General features: G+C 47.2%; 17 protein-coding genes. 11 read left to right on the plus strand and 6 right to left on the minus strand.

Annotation, left to right across the window (positions count from 1 at the left end; translation table 11 throughout):
• The first annotated feature begins 82 nt into the window (after positions 1–82).
• Positions 83–988: a chemotaxis protein gene (locus tag QMA39_RS02440; protein ID WP_281658368.1), complete on the plus strand. Its 906-nt coding sequence runs from the start codon at positions 83–85 to the stop codon at positions 986–988.
• Between the two features lie 37 nt (positions 989–1025).
• Here the strand turns inward: QMA39_RS02440 and QMA39_RS02445 are convergent, their stop codons facing one another.
• The 4 genes from QMA39_RS02445 to QMA39_RS02460 all read right to left on the minus strand — a co-directional run bounded on the left by QMA39_RS02445 (position 1026) and on the right by QMA39_RS02460 (position 3346).
• Positions 1026–1232, minus strand: coding sequence for a hypothetical protein (locus tag QMA39_RS02445; RefSeq protein ID WP_035531270.1), 207 nt, complete (start codon positions 1230–1232; stop codon positions 1026–1028).
• 69 nt (positions 1233–1301) lie between these two features.
• Complete coding sequence (locus QMA39_RS02450; RefSeq protein ID WP_027954024.1) at positions 1302–1775, minus strand: YkyB family protein; 474 nt, start codon at positions 1773–1775, stop codon at positions 1302–1304.
• Between the two features lie 63 nt (positions 1776–1838).
• Positions 1839–2393: an SCO family protein gene (locus QMA39_RS02455; protein WP_281657912.1), complete on the minus strand. Its 555-nt coding sequence runs from the start codon at positions 2391–2393 to the stop codon at positions 1839–1841.
• Positions 2394–2485: 92 nt separating this feature from the next.
• Positions 2486–3346 carry a metallophosphoesterase gene (locus QMA39_RS02460; RefSeq protein ID WP_281657913.1) on the minus strand — a complete coding sequence of 287 codons (861 nt, stop codon included), beginning with the start codon at positions 3344–3346 and terminating at the stop codon, positions 2486–2488.
• A gap of 148 nt (positions 3347–3494) precedes the next feature.
• On the opposite strand from QMA39_RS02460, the gene fadH reads away from it, so the two are divergent.
• The 4 genes from fadH to copZ all read left to right on the plus strand — a co-directional run bounded on the left by fadH (position 3495) and on the right by copZ (position 7727).
• Positions 3495–4262: a 2,4-dienoyl-CoA reductase gene (gene fadH, locus QMA39_RS02465; protein WP_027954026.1), complete on the plus strand. Its 768-nt coding sequence runs from the start codon at positions 3495–3497 to the stop codon at positions 4260–4262.
• A gap of 513 nt (positions 4263–4775) precedes the next feature.
• Positions 4776–5093, plus strand: a complete 318-nt coding sequence (locus tag QMA39_RS02470; protein ID WP_027954028.1) for a metal-sensing transcriptional repressor — start codon at positions 4776–4778, stop codon at positions 5091–5093.
• A gap of 14 nt (positions 5094–5107) precedes the next feature.
• Positions 5108–7513 (plus strand): heavy metal translocating P-type ATPase, encoded by a 2406-nt coding sequence (locus QMA39_RS02475; protein WP_281657914.1) that lies wholly within the window; start codon positions 5108–5110, stop codon positions 7511–7513.
• Positions 7514–7526: 13 nt separating this feature from the next.
• On the plus strand, positions 7527–7727 hold the full coding sequence (gene copZ / locus QMA39_RS02480) for a copper chaperone CopZ (protein ID WP_281657915.1): 201 nt from the start codon (positions 7527–7529) through the stop codon (positions 7725–7727).
• A gap of 35 nt (positions 7728–7762) precedes the next feature.
• On the opposite strand, the gene QMA39_RS02485 is transcribed toward copZ, so the two are convergent.
• On the minus strand, positions 7763–8401 hold the full coding sequence (locus QMA39_RS02485) for a hemolysin III family protein (protein WP_027954031.1): 639 nt from the start codon (positions 8399–8401) through the stop codon (positions 7763–7765).
• A 254-nt stretch (positions 8402–8655) separates the two neighbouring features.
• On the opposite strand from QMA39_RS02485, the gene cbpB reads away from it, so the two are divergent.
• The 5 genes from cbpB (at position 8656) to QMA39_RS02510 (ending at position 14083) form a co-directional block, all read left to right on the plus strand.
• A complete protein-coding gene (cbpB, locus tag QMA39_RS02490; protein WP_027954032.1) occupies positions 8656–9120 on the plus strand; it encodes a cyclic-di-AMP-binding protein CbpB in 465 nt (154 codons plus the stop codon).
• 75 nt (positions 9121–9195) lie between these two features.
• Positions 9196–10665, plus strand: coding sequence for an MDR family MFS transporter (locus QMA39_RS02495; protein WP_281657916.1), 1470 nt, complete (start codon positions 9196–9198; stop codon positions 10663–10665).
• A 64-nt stretch (positions 10666–10729) separates the two neighbouring features.
• Positions 10730–11449, plus strand: a complete 720-nt coding sequence (gene dapD, locus QMA39_RS02500) for a 2,3,4,5-tetrahydropyridine-2,6-dicarboxylate N-acetyltransferase (RefSeq protein ID WP_281657917.1) — start codon at positions 10730–10732, stop codon at positions 11447–11449.
• A gap of 99 nt (positions 11450–11548) precedes the next feature.
• Positions 11549–12664 (plus strand): N-acetyldiaminopimelate deacetylase, encoded by a 1116-nt coding sequence (locus QMA39_RS02505; protein ID WP_281657918.1) that lies wholly within the window; start codon positions 11549–11551, stop codon positions 12662–12664.
• 129 nt (positions 12665–12793) lie between these two features.
• Complete coding sequence (locus tag QMA39_RS02510; protein ID WP_027954036.1) at positions 12794–14083, plus strand: hemolysin family protein; 1290 nt, start codon at positions 12794–12796, stop codon at positions 14081–14083.
• A 37-nt stretch (positions 14084–14120) separates the two neighbouring features.
• On the opposite strand, the gene QMA39_RS02515 is transcribed toward QMA39_RS02510, so the two are convergent.
• Positions 14121–14963 carry a mechanosensitive ion channel family protein gene (locus QMA39_RS02515; RefSeq protein ID WP_027954037.1) on the minus strand — a complete coding sequence of 281 codons (843 nt, stop codon included), beginning with the start codon at positions 14961–14963 and terminating at the stop codon, positions 14121–14123.
• A 389-nt stretch (positions 14964–15352) separates the two neighbouring features.
• On the opposite strand from QMA39_RS02515, the gene QMA39_RS02520 reads away from it, so the two are divergent.
• Entirely contained in the window at positions 15353–17110 is a 1758-nt protein-coding gene (locus tag QMA39_RS02520) for an ABC transporter ATP-binding protein (RefSeq protein ID WP_206932428.1), read from the plus strand.
• The last annotated feature ends 9 nt before the right edge of the window (positions 17111–17119 follow it).

Here is a 17119-nt window from a genome sequence, read left to right on the forward strand (position 1 = left end):
AAGAGAGTTTTTATTTTTCCTTCACCACCCGACGAGTCCTGCCGATACTATAGGAGGACGCTTAGAAGAAAGGGCGATGTTCATGAGACAGGACCAGGGAATTTTACTGGAGAGTGGTACCAATGAACTCGAAATCGTAGAGTTTGGAATTGGTGAAAACCGCTTCGGTATGAATGTGATAAAAGTAAAAGAGATTATAAACCCGCAGCCGATTACAAAAGTGCCTCACTCCCACCCCTCTGTAGAGGGAATTATCGATATACGGGGCGAAGTCGTGCCCGTTGTCGATGTTGCTCACGCGCTGGGATTTCCAGCCTCCGATCATCCGGAAAAGGATAAGTTTATTCTCTCGGAATTCAACCAGACGAAAATCGTTTTTCACGTACATACGGTTACGCAGATTCACCGGATTTCCTGGGAACAGATCGAAAAACCGAATCAAATGTATCAAGGACTGGACACGCAGATCACCGGGGTCATCAAAAGAGAAGAAGATATGCTGCTTCTGCTTGATTTTGAAAAAGTGGTCGCTGATATCAACCCGGAAACGAGTATGAAAAAAGAACAGCTCCGGGAGCTGGGACAGCGGGAGCGTTCTTCAAAAAAGATCCTTATAGCTGAAGACTCTGCCATGCTCCGTGCGGTGCTTCAGGAAACGTTGAGTGAAGCAGGGTATGATCAGACCGTCAGTTTTGAAAACGGCAGGGAGGCGTGGGATCACCTCGCAGAAATGATTGAAGAAGGGAAAACGATGACCGATGAATACCAGCTGATCATTACAGATATCGAAATGCCTATGATGGACGGCCATCATTTTACGAAGCTGTTGAAAGACCATGAGCAGCTGCAGGTACTTCCTGTCGTCATTTTTTCCTCCCTTATAACGGAGGATCTCAGACATAAAGGAGAACGAGTAGGGGCAGATGCCCAGGTCTCCAAACCGGAAATCGTGGAGCTTGTCAAAATCATCGATCAAAATATCTTGTAACATAAAGAAAAATCCGCTGGAATCAGCGGATTTTTCTTTATTTCTTGAGTCGTTCGAATAGTTCGTCATGCCAGGCGTAAGCCTGTTTTGAAAGGGTTTCCGGTCCTTGTTTTGTAGGGGATGACTCTACAATAAGGCTTTTTTCATGATCGGATAGATGCTCATAAGAAGCTCTCATTTCTGTCGTATACTCCATATACTTTTTCAAGTGCCATAAAAAATCGTCCATTGGATTCATCGTCATAGTGATCCTCCTCCTCTGGTACTTTCATTCCTTCTTCCTGAAAGAACGAAACATCAAAAAGGAAGAGAATTACATTCTTCTTCTCGGACGCTGATTCCACGGAGTTTCCGTCCTTTGACCGAGCAGGGATGGCTGCGGAGTGGAATGAAAGGCGCGGGGGGAGCTTTTTTCCGGCTGCTTCCAGTTTAAGTATTGGTATAAGGTCCGTTTCGCACGGGATAAAGACAGCTTCGGTTTTGGATTGCGGTAGGACTGGTCGACCCGGCCCAGGTGTTCCAGCTGCTGGAAGTCCTCCTTTGCTGCTGGTACGTGAAAATAATACCCGCCAATTTCAATCAGAAGAGTGGAATGCTGCTGACTTAAACGAGGATGATCAGAGTAATGAAGACCAACTTTCCTGGCCCGTTTCTCCTTCAGCAGGAGGTCGATGGTGTGTTTTTTTATGTCATATAAATGCTTCGGCTCAGGAGCCGTTTTTGCGTGGCGGTTTACGATGAATAATGATTCGGCAATCTCACGGTCGGATAGCTGCTTTCTGTTCATCTAAGATCTCCTTTCCATCCAAGTATAGCGTTCCCTCTATCAATTGACAACATTTTACATCGGTCACTTTTTATATTCTTTTAAATCTTTGATGATCTTGTCGATGCTCTCGGCGCTCGTCCCGCTGTAAGTCTCTAATCTGTCCCCGTCAGGACCGACAAGGAAGAAGCTCGTCCCGTGGGCCATCTGATCAGAATCTTCCATCTTCTTGACAGGGGATTGAAATGATTTGATCGACCATTCTTTGACATCCTCGTAAGAATAGCCTGTCAGGAAGTCCCAATTATCGTAGTCGGGCTGATAGGGATCCGCAAAGCTTTTCAGCACATCCTTCGTATCATTCTCCGGATCCACACTTACAGATACGAGCCGGGCGTCCAGGTTTTCCGATTCTAACTGCTGCTGGAGTCTGGACATATGTCCGGTCATTGGAGGGCAGACGGTTTCACAATTAGTGAAAATGAAATCAACGATCCAGTAGTCCCCTTCATAGGACTGGGGGAGGGTTCGTTCTTTTCCGTTCTGATTGACAGCGTGGAGGGTATTGACATCCTGCGATCCGCACCCCGTTATAAAGAGAACGGTACATAGTAGTCCAAACCAAAGTTTTGCTTTCATGTTCCTGCCTCCATGTCTTTAGATGAGTCTAGTGTAACATTCAGGGGAGTAGAGAGACGCCGGTTCTGTCATTTGTCACAAAACTGTACGAGTCAGATATCCTTATGCTTGAGCTGGAAGACGGAATATTCCGGCCTGCAGAGAAAACGGTAAGGGAGTCTCGTCGTACCAATCCCCCGGCTTACATATAAGTCGAAGGTTTCTGTGATTGAATAATGCCCTTCCACATACTTATCGGCATAAGGCGGTGTAACCAGGTGACCGATCAAAGGGAGCTGCACCTGACCGCCGTGACTGTGACCAGAAAGCTGAATATCGACAGCTTTGTCTGTGAAGCGGTCGGCTACATCCGGCTCATGAACCATCAACAGCGTAAAAAGCTCTTCATCCGCCCCGTATAACGCTCCGGCAATGTCCGGTTTTCCGAGCATCACATCATCCAGTCCTGCCAGAGTGAAGGAAGAGTCCCCGTTTTTTATGGTTCTATGCTCATTTTGGAGCAGTTGAAAACCGGAAGAATCCATCACCTGCTGAATTTTCTCGGTCCCATAACCGCCATGGTCATGGTTGCCGTAAATCCAATATTTACCATTGGGAGCGTGGAGTTTCTTGAGCTCATCCACAAGTCTCGGTGAAAAAGGGTACGTCTGCGGTTCATCCACCAGGTCACCCGTGAACAAAAGCAGATCTGGCTTTTCTTCATTGATTTTCCGGACAAGTTTTTCAAGTTGTTCCAAATCATAATGAAACCCGAGGTGGGTATCGGAAAACTGTAAAATTTTAAAGTTATGAAAGGCGCGCGGTACCTTTGGATGCTCGATGACATAGGTTTGTCTGGAAAGCAGACGCGGCTCTATATACCAGGCATAAGAATAACCGAGGGCACCGATCCCCACAAATCCGGCTATTCCGGCGGTCATCCGCTTGATAAACTGGCGGCGTGTTAAGTTCATAGCGATTCTCCTCTGAAATTCTTTCGTCATTATATCACGAATTACTGTAAGGAGAAGTCGAATGATCGATTAAATTTCGAAAATGAACAGGAATTCATTTTCCTTTTGTGGAATGTAATTTATGAAGTCAAAAAGATGGAGGTACATGATGAAGGATCAAGTAATCATCGTTACTGGTGGGTCAAGCGGTATGGGGCTCCATATGGCGAAACGTTTCGTTTCCGAAGGAGCCCGTGTAGCTATTACTGGAAGGAATGAAGAACGTCTGGCGGCCGCTAAACAGGAAATAGCAGGTGGAGATGAGTCTGCCGTATTGACTATTCAAATGGATGTCAGGGAAGTGGAGGATGTACAACGGATGGTAAAGGAAACAGTAGATACATTCGGTACCATCGACCACCTCGTCAATAATGCGGCCGGTAACTTTATAGCTCCAGCTGAAGAACTTTCACCAAACGGCTGGAATTCGGTTATTAATATCGTCCTCAATGGTACATTCTACTGTAGTCAGGCCGTAGGCAAGTACTGGATTGAAAACCATATCAAAGGGTCGATCCTGAACATGGTGGCTACATATGCCTGGAATGCAGGGGCCGGCGTCATTCATTCTGCCTCAGCGAAAGCAGGCGTTCTCACTATGACCCGGACCCTTGCGGTGGAGTGGGGGAGTAAGTATGGAATCCGGGCCAACGCCATAGCCCCGGGGCCGATTGAACGTACAGGAGGGGCCGATAAGTTATTTCAATCCGAAAAGGCTGCCCAGCGTACCATTCAATCGGTGCCGCTCGGACGTGTCGGAACTCCGGAAGAGATTGCCGGCCTGGCAACGTTTATTCTTTCTGAAGAAGCGGCTTATATGAACGGCGAATGCATCACCTTGGATGGTGGTCAATGGTTGAATAAGTTTCCTTTTTAACCGTTCATCATCCGTTTGAGTACAGGAACCAGACCTCAAGGGAGCGGGTATGTCCTGTGTCCATGAAGGCCAACGTCTAAAAGCTGAAACTGCCGGGGAAAATCCCCGGCAGTTTTTTTGTTTCAAAGGTTCTTATGCCTGCTGTGCCTGAAAAAGGAGTCTTTGTATTTAGACTACATTGCTTCTTTGATTCCTTTTTTGACGAGAATCCTGGCGGTCTGAATTATCATAAAAACCAGCCGTTGATCGGCCCTGCAACATTCATGAATTTCATCATCTGAGGATGACGGATGACCTCAATGATTAAAATAAGAGAACAGACAAGACCTGTGAGTATGGATGCCCATGAGAGGGTGGTAAGCCATTCAATCGGTCCTTTATATAAAATGTCATTCTTGTATACCCCCGGTATGTAATTATGAAAAGATGAAAAATACATAGAATTTCAATCGTTTCTTTTGACTATGTATACCTATACCGGGTATATTAAGATTATTAAAGGAGGCGGAGAACATGTGTGAGCACCCATTACCTGAAAACAGCGGGAAAGACCCGGTGACTCCAAGAACAGATGATGAAAAGCAGGCCGTCGTAAACAGGCTCCGGAGAATTGAAGGTCAAGTCCGTGGTATCCAGAAAATGGTCGAGGATGATCGTTACTGTGTCGATATTCTCGTACAGATATCAGCCATCGATAAAGCCCTGAAACGCGTCGGCTATTCCCTTCTTGAGCGCCATACACACCATTGCGTGAAAGATGCCATTCAAAAGGGAGACGGAGACGAAGCTATTGATGAGTTAATGAAAGTCGTTCAGCAGTTCTCCAAATAAGGAGGGATCAGTACATGTCCGATACAAAAGAAATACAATTTGGTGTAACAGGGATGACTTGTTCCGCCTGTGCTTCCAGAATTGAAAACGTGTTAAATAGAATGGATGGTGTGGAACAGGCAGACGTCAATCTGGCCATGGAAAAAGCGTCTGTTTCCTACCGTAATGATGAAGTCGATGCCAATCAGATTAAAGAACGGGTGGAAAAACTCGGCTATGGTCTCCGTATGGAAAAGCTGGAGCTTGATATTGAAGGGATGACATGCTCTGCCTGCTCCTCCCGCATCCAAAAAGTGCTGAGCCGGACGGATGGTGTCAATGAAGCAGCCATTAATCTCGCCACAGAAGCGGGAGTCGTGGAATATGACCCATCTGAAGTTACGGTGGATGATATCATTGCCCGCGTGAAAAAGCTCGGATACGGTGCCGTAGTGAAACGTGACAGGGAGGAGCAGAAGGAAAAGAAAGAAGAGGAAATCCAACTGAAGAAGCGCCGTTTATGGATTTCGGCTCTCCTTTCACTTCCTCTGCTTTATACGATGGCTGGTCATCTTCCTTTTGGTCTTGCTTTTTACGTCCCTGAACTGCTGATGAATCCGTGGTTTCAATTTCTTCTGGCAACTCCCGTCCAGTTTTACATCGGGGCGCCGTTTTACAAAGGGGCCTGGCGGGCATTATCCAATAAGAGTGCCAACATGGATGTACTCGTTGCGCTGGGTACGTCGGCGGCTTATTTTTACAGTGTTGTAGAAATGATCCGCTGGATGAGCGCATCAGACAGGATGCCGGATCTTTATTTTGAAACGAGTGCCGTACTTATTACGCTGATCCTCGTTGGGAAGTTGATTGAAGCCCTGGCTAAGGGAAGAACAACAGCAGCCCTTTCCCACCTGCTGAATCTGCAGGCAAAGGAAGCTGTCGTCGTTAGAGACGGAAAAGAAGAGAAAATTCCTGTTCAACAGGTTCAGGTCGGCGATGAGCTCATCGTTAAACCCGGAGAAAAAATACCCGTTGACGGGACGGTCCGTTCCGGGATGACTTCTATCGACGAATCAATGATCACCGGTGAATCGATTCCGGTCGAGAAAATGGAAGGAGAAGCGGTCATCGGGTCCACCATCAACAAGCATGGTACGATCCGAATGACAGCGGAAAGGGTAGGAAAGGATACCGCTCTTTCCGGCATTGTGAAAATCGTCGAGGAGGCCCAGGGGTCCAAAGCTCCAATCCAGCGCACAGCGGATCGGATTTCTGGAATTTTCGTGCCGATTGTCGTCGGAATCGCTTTGGTGACTTTCTTAGTATGGATGATCTTTGTATCTCCAGGAGAATGGGGGCCTGCTTTGGAGGCTGCGATTGCTGTCCTTGTTATTGCCTGCCCTTGTGCCCTCGGCCTTGCTACACCGACCTCGATCATGGTTGGGACTGGTAAGGGAGCAGAACACGGCATTTTATATAAAGGCGGAGAATATTTGGAGGGGACACATAACCTGACGACTATTCTGTTGGATAAAACGGGGACAATTACGAAAGGAAAACCGGAAGTCACGAACTTTGAATCATTTGATGATCGCCTTGATCTGCTGCGTCTCACTGCTTCTGCGGAATCGGCATCTGAGCATCCGCTTGCTGAAGCGGTTGTCGACTATGCGGGAAAGCAGAAGACAGCGCTGGCAGAACCTGAGCGATTTGAAGCCGTTCCTGGTTATGGGGTCATTGCAGATATAGAAGGACACCACATTATGATCGGTACGAGAAAATTGATGGAACGGGAACAGCTGGAATATGAGGCTTATGAATCAAAAATGGCAGACTTTGAGCAGGAAGGGAAAACAGCGATGTTCATCGCTGTCGACGCCACACTTGCAGGTATTATAGCTGTGGCTGATACGGTGAAGGAATCATCAAGGGAAGCTGTGGCCGATTTGAAGAAGCTCGGTCTGGATGTGTACATGGTTACAGGAGATAACCGCCGGACGGCTGAAGCGATTGCCAAGGAAGTAGGCATTCACGGCGTCTTTGCAGAAGTGCTTCCCGAAGAAAAAGCTGAAAAAGTCAAGGAGCTGCAGCAGGAAGGTCATAAAGTGGCCATGGTCGGTGATGGAATCAACGATGCACCTTCGCTTGCTGTGGCCGATATAGGTGTAGCGATCGGGACTGGATCGGATGTTGCGATTGAAACCGCAGATATTACTCTAGTCGGGGGGGACCTTGCCCATCTCAGTCAGGCTGTTTCCCTCAGCAGGAAGACGATGCGCAACATCCGTCAGAATTTATTCTGGGCGCTGGCATACAACAGTGCAGGAATTCCGGTAGCTGCACTTGGGCTGCTCGCGCCCTGGGTGGCCGGTGCAGCCATGGCCTTCAGCTCGGTCAGTGTTGTAACCAATGCTCTCAGACTGAAGCGGGTTAAATTGTAAAGGAGGAACGATAATGGAAACGATGCTGCAAGTAGAAGGAATGACATGTGACCACTGCAAAAAGGCGGTGGAAGGAGCTTTAACCGGACTTTCAGGGGTGAAACAAGCCGATGTCAACCTGGAATCGGGAAAAGTCCGTGTTTCTCATAACGATACGGTCTCCAATGAAGCTTTGAAAGAAGCGGTCGAAGATCAGGGATACGATGTAGTCTAAATAAAAAACGCTGCGCATGAAGCGCAGCGTTTTTATTATCCGATGATATAAAAGAAGATCGTGAAGAAGTGAAGAATCGACCCTCCGAGTACGAACAGGTGCCATACCATATGGTGGTAGGTGAAGCTTCTCCATACGTAAAAGATGGACCCGATGGAATAAAGGACGCCTCCTACGACGAGATAGGTGATGCCGGCAGCTGGTACTTGTGCAGTCAAAGGCTCCCAGGCGAGAACGATGAGCCAGCCCATCAGCAGGTAGAAGACCGTGGACATAAAGACGTATTTTTTCACGAAAAATACTTTGAAAACGATCCCCAGAATGGCAATTCCCCACACGATTCCGAAAAGCGTCCAGCCGAGGGAACTTCTCAGTGGAACAAGGAGAATTGGTGTATACGTACCGGCAATAAACAAATAGATGGCCGAATGGTCGAAAATCTCAAAGAGATCTTTGGCGCGGCCGGGAGGAAAACTATGGACGAGAGTCGAAGAAGTGTAGAGCAGGAGCATCGTTACCCCGTAAATCGTCACACTTGTAATGTGCCACGCATTTCCTCCGAGACTTGCGAAAACAATCAGCAGGACAAGCATAGCCACACTCAGGACGGCTCCAATTCCGTGAGTTACGGCATTTGCGATTTCTTCCTTTTTCGTAAATGTATGTGTCAGCATCGATTCAACCCCAATATTGTTCAGTTGTACTCATTATAAGCCGTTAAGAAAAATTTATAAAGACCAAGTGTGTTTTACAGGTTTTGACAGCGTATGGATCAGGGTATCAGATAATCGTCAACCTGGTCAGAGAGAGATTTGTCGGGAATTGCGGTTCGAGTTTTAGGATGATGTATGATAAGCTGTTTATGGTCCAATGAACGTCTCTTTCTGCTCCTTCAATGGTCGTGAAAAAAAGAGGAGTGAAGTAGAACATGGTAAGTTTACAAAAAGAAACACTGCGTATTCCATTAGTATCGGAGCTGATGATTCCATCTGAGAAAGTGGCCCACGTACAAATCAGTAACCCGTTGGAGCATGCCCTGCTCGTATTAGTGAAATCCGGGTATTCCGCTGTTCCTGTACTGGACCCGTCTTATACATTTCAAGGTGTGATCAGCAAAACGAGAATTTTAGAGGAAACGATTGGTATAGAAGAATTCGAGATGAACCGTCTTTCGGAAATTATGGTCAAGGAAGTCATGGATGATCAAGTTCCATGTCTCACCAAGGAGCAGACGATGATTGATGCACTGCACAAGCTGATCGATCATCCTTTTGTTTGTGTGACAGACGACAAAGGCGAATTCGACGGTATTGTGACCCGTAGAACGATATTAAAACAATTCAGCAAACACTATCATGAAACGTTGAAGTATACCATGCTGGAGACAACATAATCTTCCATCTATGGTAAAATGGATGACATCCACCGGGTGTCATCTTTTTTTATAACGAAAAAGGTGGAGATACATATGTCGAATACACAACAAAATAGAGGACTGGTCCTCGCTTCGATTATGCTGGCGATGTTTCTGGCGGCTATTGAAGCCACCATCGTTTCAACAGCCATGCCGAGTATCGCAGCAGACCTCGGCGGTTTCCGATGGTATTCCTGGGTGTTCTCCGCTTATCTTTTGACGAACGCGGCCACCGTTCTGCTATTCGGCCGCCTTTCTGATGTTTTTGGTCGAAAACCAGTATTTATGACCGGCATCGGTCTGTTTTTAACCGGAGCGGTTTTATGTGCGCTCGCGCCTTCAATGGAAGTCCTGATTGGGGCAAGACTGTTACAGGGACTGGGTGCAGGTGCTTTGATGCCGATAGCAACCACCATCGTCGGGGATATCTATACAAAAGAAGAACGGGCGCAGATCCAAGGATGGCTGTCCAGTGTATGGGGATTATCTGCAGTCGCAGGGCCGCTGCTCGGCGGATTGTTCGTCGATGTGCTCAGCTGGCCTTATGTCTTCTGGATGAACCTGCCTCTCGGTATTCTGGCTCTGCTTGGCATTTTATTCTTTTTCAAGGAAGAGAAAACCAAAGAAAAGCGCAGCGTAGATCTGCCCGGTTCCGTATGGGTGATGATTACGATCAGTTCCTTGATTGTCATTCTGGTTGATGGCGGGACAAGCATCCCCTGGCTTTCGTGGGGAATGGCTGCACTGGCCGTGATTTCCACAGGAGGGGCCCTGGCTTTTATTATGCATGAAAGAAAGATGGAGGACCCGATGATGCCGCTCGATTTGTGGAAGATCCGGTCCATTCGTTACTCCAATGCCACATCTTTGGTTACGGGTATGATTTTGATCGGAGTGAGCAGTTATCTCCCGGCTTTTGTCCAGGGAGTGATGGAGCAGTCCGCTACGGTGGCAGGATTTACACTTACCACGATGTCGATTGGATGGCCGGCGGCATCAGCAGCTGCCGGACGGTTGTTTTTGAAGATCGGTTTCAGACCTACAGCTCTCGCCGGTGGTGTTTCTCTTATCGTTGGGAGCGTTATCTTTTCCTTGCTTTCTCCTGAGAAAGGGCCCTTATTCGCGGCGGCTGGTTCTTTGTTCATTGGAATCGGGATGGGATTGACGACCACTTCTTTTATCGTCTCCATTCAAAATAGTGTGACCTGGGAAAAAAGAGGGATAGCAACGGCTTCCAACATGTTTATGAGGACAATTGGAAGTGCGCTTGGAGCAGCCCTTCTCGGTGGTCTGCTGAACAGCCGTGTATCTGATGAGATTGAGGAGGCCGGCATGGGCAGCGAACTGAGCATTGACGATACGAACGCCCTGCTCCGTGAAGAAACACGACTCTCTTTGGGGGAAGAAGCTCTTGCCGTGCTCCAGCATGGACTGACTTCCGGCCTCCATATCGTATACATCAGTCTGGTCCTTTTAGCAGCCGTAAGTTTTCTACTGATTCTGCAAATTCCGAAAAAAGATTGATAACCCCGGATATCCTTTGATAAAGTAAAGGATGAAAGATACATAAAGGAGGAAGAGATGACTGATGAAACAAATGGATGCCAACGAGATTATTTCTTTTATCTCAAACAGTGAAAAATCTACACCTGTAAAGGTTTATCTTAAAGGTAACAATCTGGAAAGCCTTGATTTTGGTGACCAGATCCAGGACTTTATTACTGGTGACAGCGGAGTGATTTTCGGCGAATGGAAAGTCATTCAGCCACTTCTTGAAAAGTACGAAAATGATATTGAGGATTATGTCCTTGAAAATGACCGCCGCAACTCTGCGATTCCTCTGCTTGACTTGAAGAAGGTCAATGCACGGATCGAGCCGGGTGCTGTAATCCGTGATCAAGTGGAAATCGGTGATGGAGCGGTAATCATGCTTGGGGCAATGATCAACATTGGATCTGTCGTTGGTGAAGGTACGATGATTGACATGAACGTCGTTCTGGGCGGCCGTGCGACGGTTGGTAAGAACTGCCATATCGGTGCAGGCGCAGTCCTCGCGGGAGTCATCGAGCCGCCTTCCGCCAAACCGGTGGTTGTAGAAGACGGCGTTGTCATTGGTGCCAATGCGGTCGTCCTTGAAGGTGTCACAGTCGGAGAAGGCGCCGTTGTTGCTGCTGGAGCGATTGTAACTGAAGATGTACCGGCAAACACGCTCGTGGCGGGAACCCCGGCTAAAGTCATCAAGGAAATTGATGACCAGACAAAATCAAAAACAGAAATCAAACAGGAGCTGCGCAAGCTGGATAACTAATTCCACTTCATAAGCTTTATACAGGCGCAGTCCAAAGCGGGCTGCGCCTGTCTGATACCCTGCGTTCTGCAGGGTTTTTCTATAGAAGGAGTGAATGCTTTGCAACTGGATCAACTGATAGACATCCGCAGGGAACTGCATCAAATCCCTGAACTGGGATTTGAAGAATATAAAACACAGACCTATTTACTTTCCTATATTTACACACTGCCTCAGGAAAGGTTAACGGTAGAAACGTGGAGGACCGGTGTCTTCGTCCATGTGAAAGGGACGGAAGGGAAGCGGACGATCGGGTACCGTGCTGATATCGACGGCCTGCCTTTGACAGAAACAACCGGATATCCGTTTTCATCGATCATTGAAGGGCGAATGCACGCCTGTGGGCATGATTTTCATATGACCATTGCTCTCGGCGCATTGACCCGACTGGCCGAACAACCACCAGAAGACGACATCCTGTTTCTTTTCCAGCCGGCGGAAGAAGGCCCGGGCGGAGCGGAGCCGATGCTTGCCTCTGAGCCAATGAAACGAATGAAGCCGGATATCATTTTTGCGCTGCACGTAGCTCCGGAGCTTCCTGTCGGGACAGTGACTTCGCGCCCGGGCCTGCTGTTTGCCAACACAAGTGAACTTTTCATCGATTTCAAGGGAGTAGGGGGGCATGCCGCCTTTCCTCACCTGACGCATGATATGGGGTTAGCGGCAAGTACGTTTGTTACACACATCCAGCAGATTGTGGCCCGCCGGATGGATCCGCTCGACAGTGCTGTCATAACCGTAGGGAAAATCGAGGCCGGTACTGTTCAGAATATCATCGCAGAAACGGCAAGGCTTGAAGGAACGATCCGCACCCTTTCTCCGGAATCCATGAAGCTGGTAAAAGAAGAAATCGAAAAAATCGCACGCGGGTTTGAAATTACCCACGACTGCAGCATCTCCATAGATTACGGCTCCACTTATCATCAGGTATATAATGACAGGGAGCAGGTGGAGGCTTTTCAAAAGGTGATGAATCGTCTTCCTTATACGTTCAAAGAAGCTCCGATGGCTATGACAGGGGAAGATTTCGGATACATGTTGAAAGAGATTCCGGGCTTTATGTTCTGGCTTGGGGTTGACTCGGAGGCAGGACTGCATCAATCTTCTTTAATGCCGAAAGAAGAAGCCCTGGTCGTAGGCGTCGATACTGTCGAACAAACGCTCCGTTCTTTGTGAGCCGGCGTATAGCTTCCCCGCTTATGTGAACACTAGAGAAAGGTGTTTAGAATACGTCCTTATTGGTAAAACATGTGTAGTAGAAGTTCACATAAGCAATGACGGAAAAAGAGGAGGGGATCGGCTGAAATGGAATCGGTGTTAAAGTTATCTGCAGTAGCGGTTTTAATCATTTTGACAGCTTTCTTTGTAGCAAGTGAGTTTGCAATCGTAAAAGTGAGAAAAACACGGATTGAGTCGGCTGCCTCCGATGGGAATAAACGGGCGGGCAACGCCTTGAAAGTGTTGAATGACCTGGATTACTACCTTTCGGCCTGTCAGCTCGGAATCACGATCACAGCCCTCGGTTTAGGGTGGCTCGGAGAACCGACACTGGATGTCCTTCTCCGTCCTTTGTTTGACCGTTTTCCGCTTCCTGAAGGGGTCACCCACACGCTCTCCTTTGCGATTGCGTTTTTCATCATTACATTCCTTCATGTCGTCCTCGGGGAACTCGCTCCGAAGACGGTAGCCATCCAAAAAGCAGAAGCACTCACTCTGGTTTTATCCAGGCCTTTAATGCTCTACAGCAAGGTCATGTACCCGCTGATCTGGCTGTTGAACGGCGCTGCCAATATTTTTGTACGGATGATGGGATTCCATACAGCGAATGAATCTGAAGAGGCTCATTCTGAAGAAGAACTGCGCCATATTTTGTCCCAAAGCTACCAAAAAGGCGAAATCAACCGGTCAGAATATACGTATGTCGACCGGATATTTGAATTTGATAACCGCACAGCCAAGGAAATTATGATTCCCCGGACAGAAATGGCGGTCATCAATGTACATCAGCCGGTGTCCAACATCATACGTGAAGTGAAGCAGAACCGTTTTACCCGTTATCCTGTCATAGATGGGAATAAAGATGAAGTGATTGGAATCATTCATATGAAAGAGCTGCTGTTTGATGATGCAGAACATCATACATCACTACGCCCTTTCATGCGGCCGGTGATGAAAGTTTTTGAAAATGTGCCTATTCATGATCTGCTGGTGAAAATGCAGAAGGAGCACAATCATATGGCTGTTCTGATTGATGAGTATGGAGGAACGGCCGGTATCGTGACGGTCGAGGATATCCTCGAAGAGATCGTCGGGGAAATCAGGGATGAATTTGATGCAGAAGAGGAACGGGACATCAAACGCTTGAAAAACGGGCACTACCTCGTCGAGGGGAAAACAGCGGTTCAGGATATTAATGAGTACTTTCAGGTAAACCTTCATCATGAGGATATAGATACAATATCCGGTTGGATCTATACGCAGGACTATGAGGCTGGAGAAGGAACGGTTGTCGTGAGCAGCGGCTATTCCTTTAAAGTTGTCGATATGGTGAAGGGACAGATAAAAAAAGTGGAAATATGGAAAGTGAAAGAATGAGAAAACGCCCGGATCACATCATCCGGGCGTTTTTCTGTTATTCTTCGTTTTTATGAACGTAAACTTGATGAGGGAACGGAATTTCAATACCTGCAGCATCAAGCGCTTCTTTCATCGCTTTTCTCAGGTCGCGTTCCACGGCCCACTGCTCCATGTTTTCCGTTTTACCGAGAATACGGATGACGACATCGGATGATCCGAGGCTTTGGACACCAAGGACGTCCGGACCTTCTTTGAAGCGTTCATCCGCTTGGAAGTCCTGAGCCACTTTCTGAAGGACAGCCATTGCTTCGTCAATGTTCTCATCATAGCCGATTCCAATGTCCACAAGGGCACGCATATTGCCGCGGGAATGGTTGGCTACACCTGAAATATTGCGGTTTGGAATGAAGTTCAACGTTCCATCAAAGCTCCGGATGCGCGTTGTGCGGATGCCTACTTCCTCGACAATTCCGTCATAACCGCCGGCGGTTACGTAATCATCCACTTCCACTTGACGTTCAAGCAGGATGAAAAAGCCGGTGACAATGTCTGACACAAGCCCCTGGGCTCCGAAACCAATCGCAAGACCAACGATTCCTGCACCGGCAAGGAGAGGGCCGATTTCAATGCCGACAGCACTGAAGAGCATCATGACGAGGATGAAAATAAGAGCATAGGAAAAGAGGTTAACAGAAAGCTTCTGTAACGTTTTATTCCGTCCTTCGGAGAGTTTCCTCTGGGTACTTAAGCGGTTGATGGCCGTTTCGATGGCTTTACGGCCCAGTGGTTTTGCAATAGCATAACCGATCAGCAGTACGAGCACTTTCAAGCCGACTTGAATGAGCAGTTCGACCAGCTCTGAGAGGTTAAATTGCATTCCTTCTTCAAATAAATTCATAGCTGCATAGAGCTCCTTTCTTTATGTCCTTGTACTTACCTCTCTAATAGAATAGCGGAACGTAAGGGATGATTTCAATGATTTGTCGAAAATACGCATAAAACTTCGCATATTCGCTTACGTTTTTTACATTTCTTTCTATTTGCCGAGAGGCGTATAGGAATACCATTATATTGTGCATGTAATGGAAAGATATATGTATGCGTGTGATGTTCAGGCTGGTAATTATACAAAAGCCGGCGGAGGGAACATAAGAGCGTTTGATGGGACAACGTTGTAAAGTGGGGAAGGTCTTAACAGAAAATTTTAAAAATTATTTCAAATGGGTGGCAATTTATTTCGATACCCGATATATTTATAAATACGTTGACAGCGAAGGAGGTCATGATTTGGATACGTTTAAAAAGTTGAAACAGTTTTACTGGCCGTTTAAAAGTTATTTTTTGTGGTCCATGTTCGCCCTGCTTTTTGTTACAGCTATTACCGTGGTTTATCCGATTGTCCTGCAGAAAACGATTGACGATGCCGTAACAGGGGAGCAGTACAGCTTAATTCCCTACTTATGTGCTGCTTTTATCGGACTGATGATTATTAAAGGATTCGCTACATATTTCAACCAGTATTATGGAGATTATTTCGGCATACGTTCGGTCTACACACTCAGGGATGAAATTTACAAGAAACTGCAGCGTCTGCCTTTCCGTTACTATGACAACGCGAAAACGGGGGACCTAATGTCCCGTTTGACAGCAGATGTGGAAGGCTTCCGGTTCTTTTTATCCTTTGGCTTTTCAGAACTGCTCCGGATTGTCCTGTTGATTGTGATCAGCTTGAGTGTCATGTTTTACTATTCCGTTCCTCTGGCACTGGTCACGATGGCTGCAATGCCGTTTCTTGGTATAGTCGTCTACCGGTTCGACCGCCGTGTGCACCCCGCCTTTCGTAAAATCCGGAAATCATTCGGTAAATTGAATACAAGAGTACAGGAAAATATCAGTGGAATGAACACGGTAAAATCTCTTTCCAGAGAGGATTTTGAAATCGGTCGTTTCTCCAACCGCAGCAATGATTACAGGACGAAGTATATCGACACCTCCAACATATGGTCGCGTTATTTTCCGCTGATGGAGTTTATCGGAAACGTGTCGGTTGTGGCCCTGCTGGCCTATGGCGGGTACCTTGTCATCAATGGCTCGCTCCAGCTTGGAGAGCTGGTGGCCTTTTTCAGCTTTGTGTGGTATATCCTCGGTCCTTTGATGAATCTGGGGTTTGTCATCAACCAGTTTTCACAGGCCAAAGCATCCGGCGAGCGGCTGCTTGAGATATTAGAAGCTCCGGAAGAGATTACGGAAAAGGAAGATGCCATCCACCAGGACCGGCTGAAAGGCCATGTCACCTTCAAGGATGTCACACTGACTTATGTGGAAGATGATGACTCAGCACTAAAGGATATCAGCTTTGATGCCCCTCCTGGGAAAACGATCGGGTTGATAGGAGCTACAGGATCAGGCAAAACGAGTATCACCCAGCTGATTACCCGTTTTTATGAACCGGAAAAAGGAGAAGTGCTTGTCGACGGCCGGCCGGTTTCAGATTATGGATTGAAAACCCTCCGGAAGAATATAGGCTTCGTGCTCCAGGAATCGTTTTTATTCTCGACATCGATCAAGGAAAATATCGCCTATGGTAATCCAGATGCAACCATGGATGATGTGATTGATGCAGCTAAAAGAGCCCAGGCTCATGAGTTCATCATGGAGTTGTCCGAAGGCTATGATACGCTCCTTGGAGAGAGGGGCATGGGATTATCCGGCGGACAGAAGCAGCGGATTGCGATTGCCCGCGCGATTCTTATTGACCCTGCTGTCCTCATTTTGGATGATGCGACGTCAGCTGTTGATATGGAAACCGAGTTCAACATCCAAAAAGCTCTTCAGGAAGTCATGAAAGGCCGTACGACCTTCATCATTGCCCACCGCATTTCCTCTTTGAAGCATGCCGATGAAATCATCGTTCTCGAAGATGGAAGCGTGAAAGAACGCGGGGTGCATGAGGAACTGTTGAGCAATGGAGGACCGTATCAACGCATTTACGATATTCAATACCAGGATAAAGAAAAGATTCTAAATACAGCTTCCCATCGATAAAAGGAAGGA

The sequence above is a fragment of the Halobacillus sp. Cin3 genome (genome assembly GCF_947311855.1).
Classification (GTDB): Bacteria; Bacillota; Bacilli; order Bacillales; family Halobacillaceae; genus Halobacillus; species Halobacillus kuroshimensis.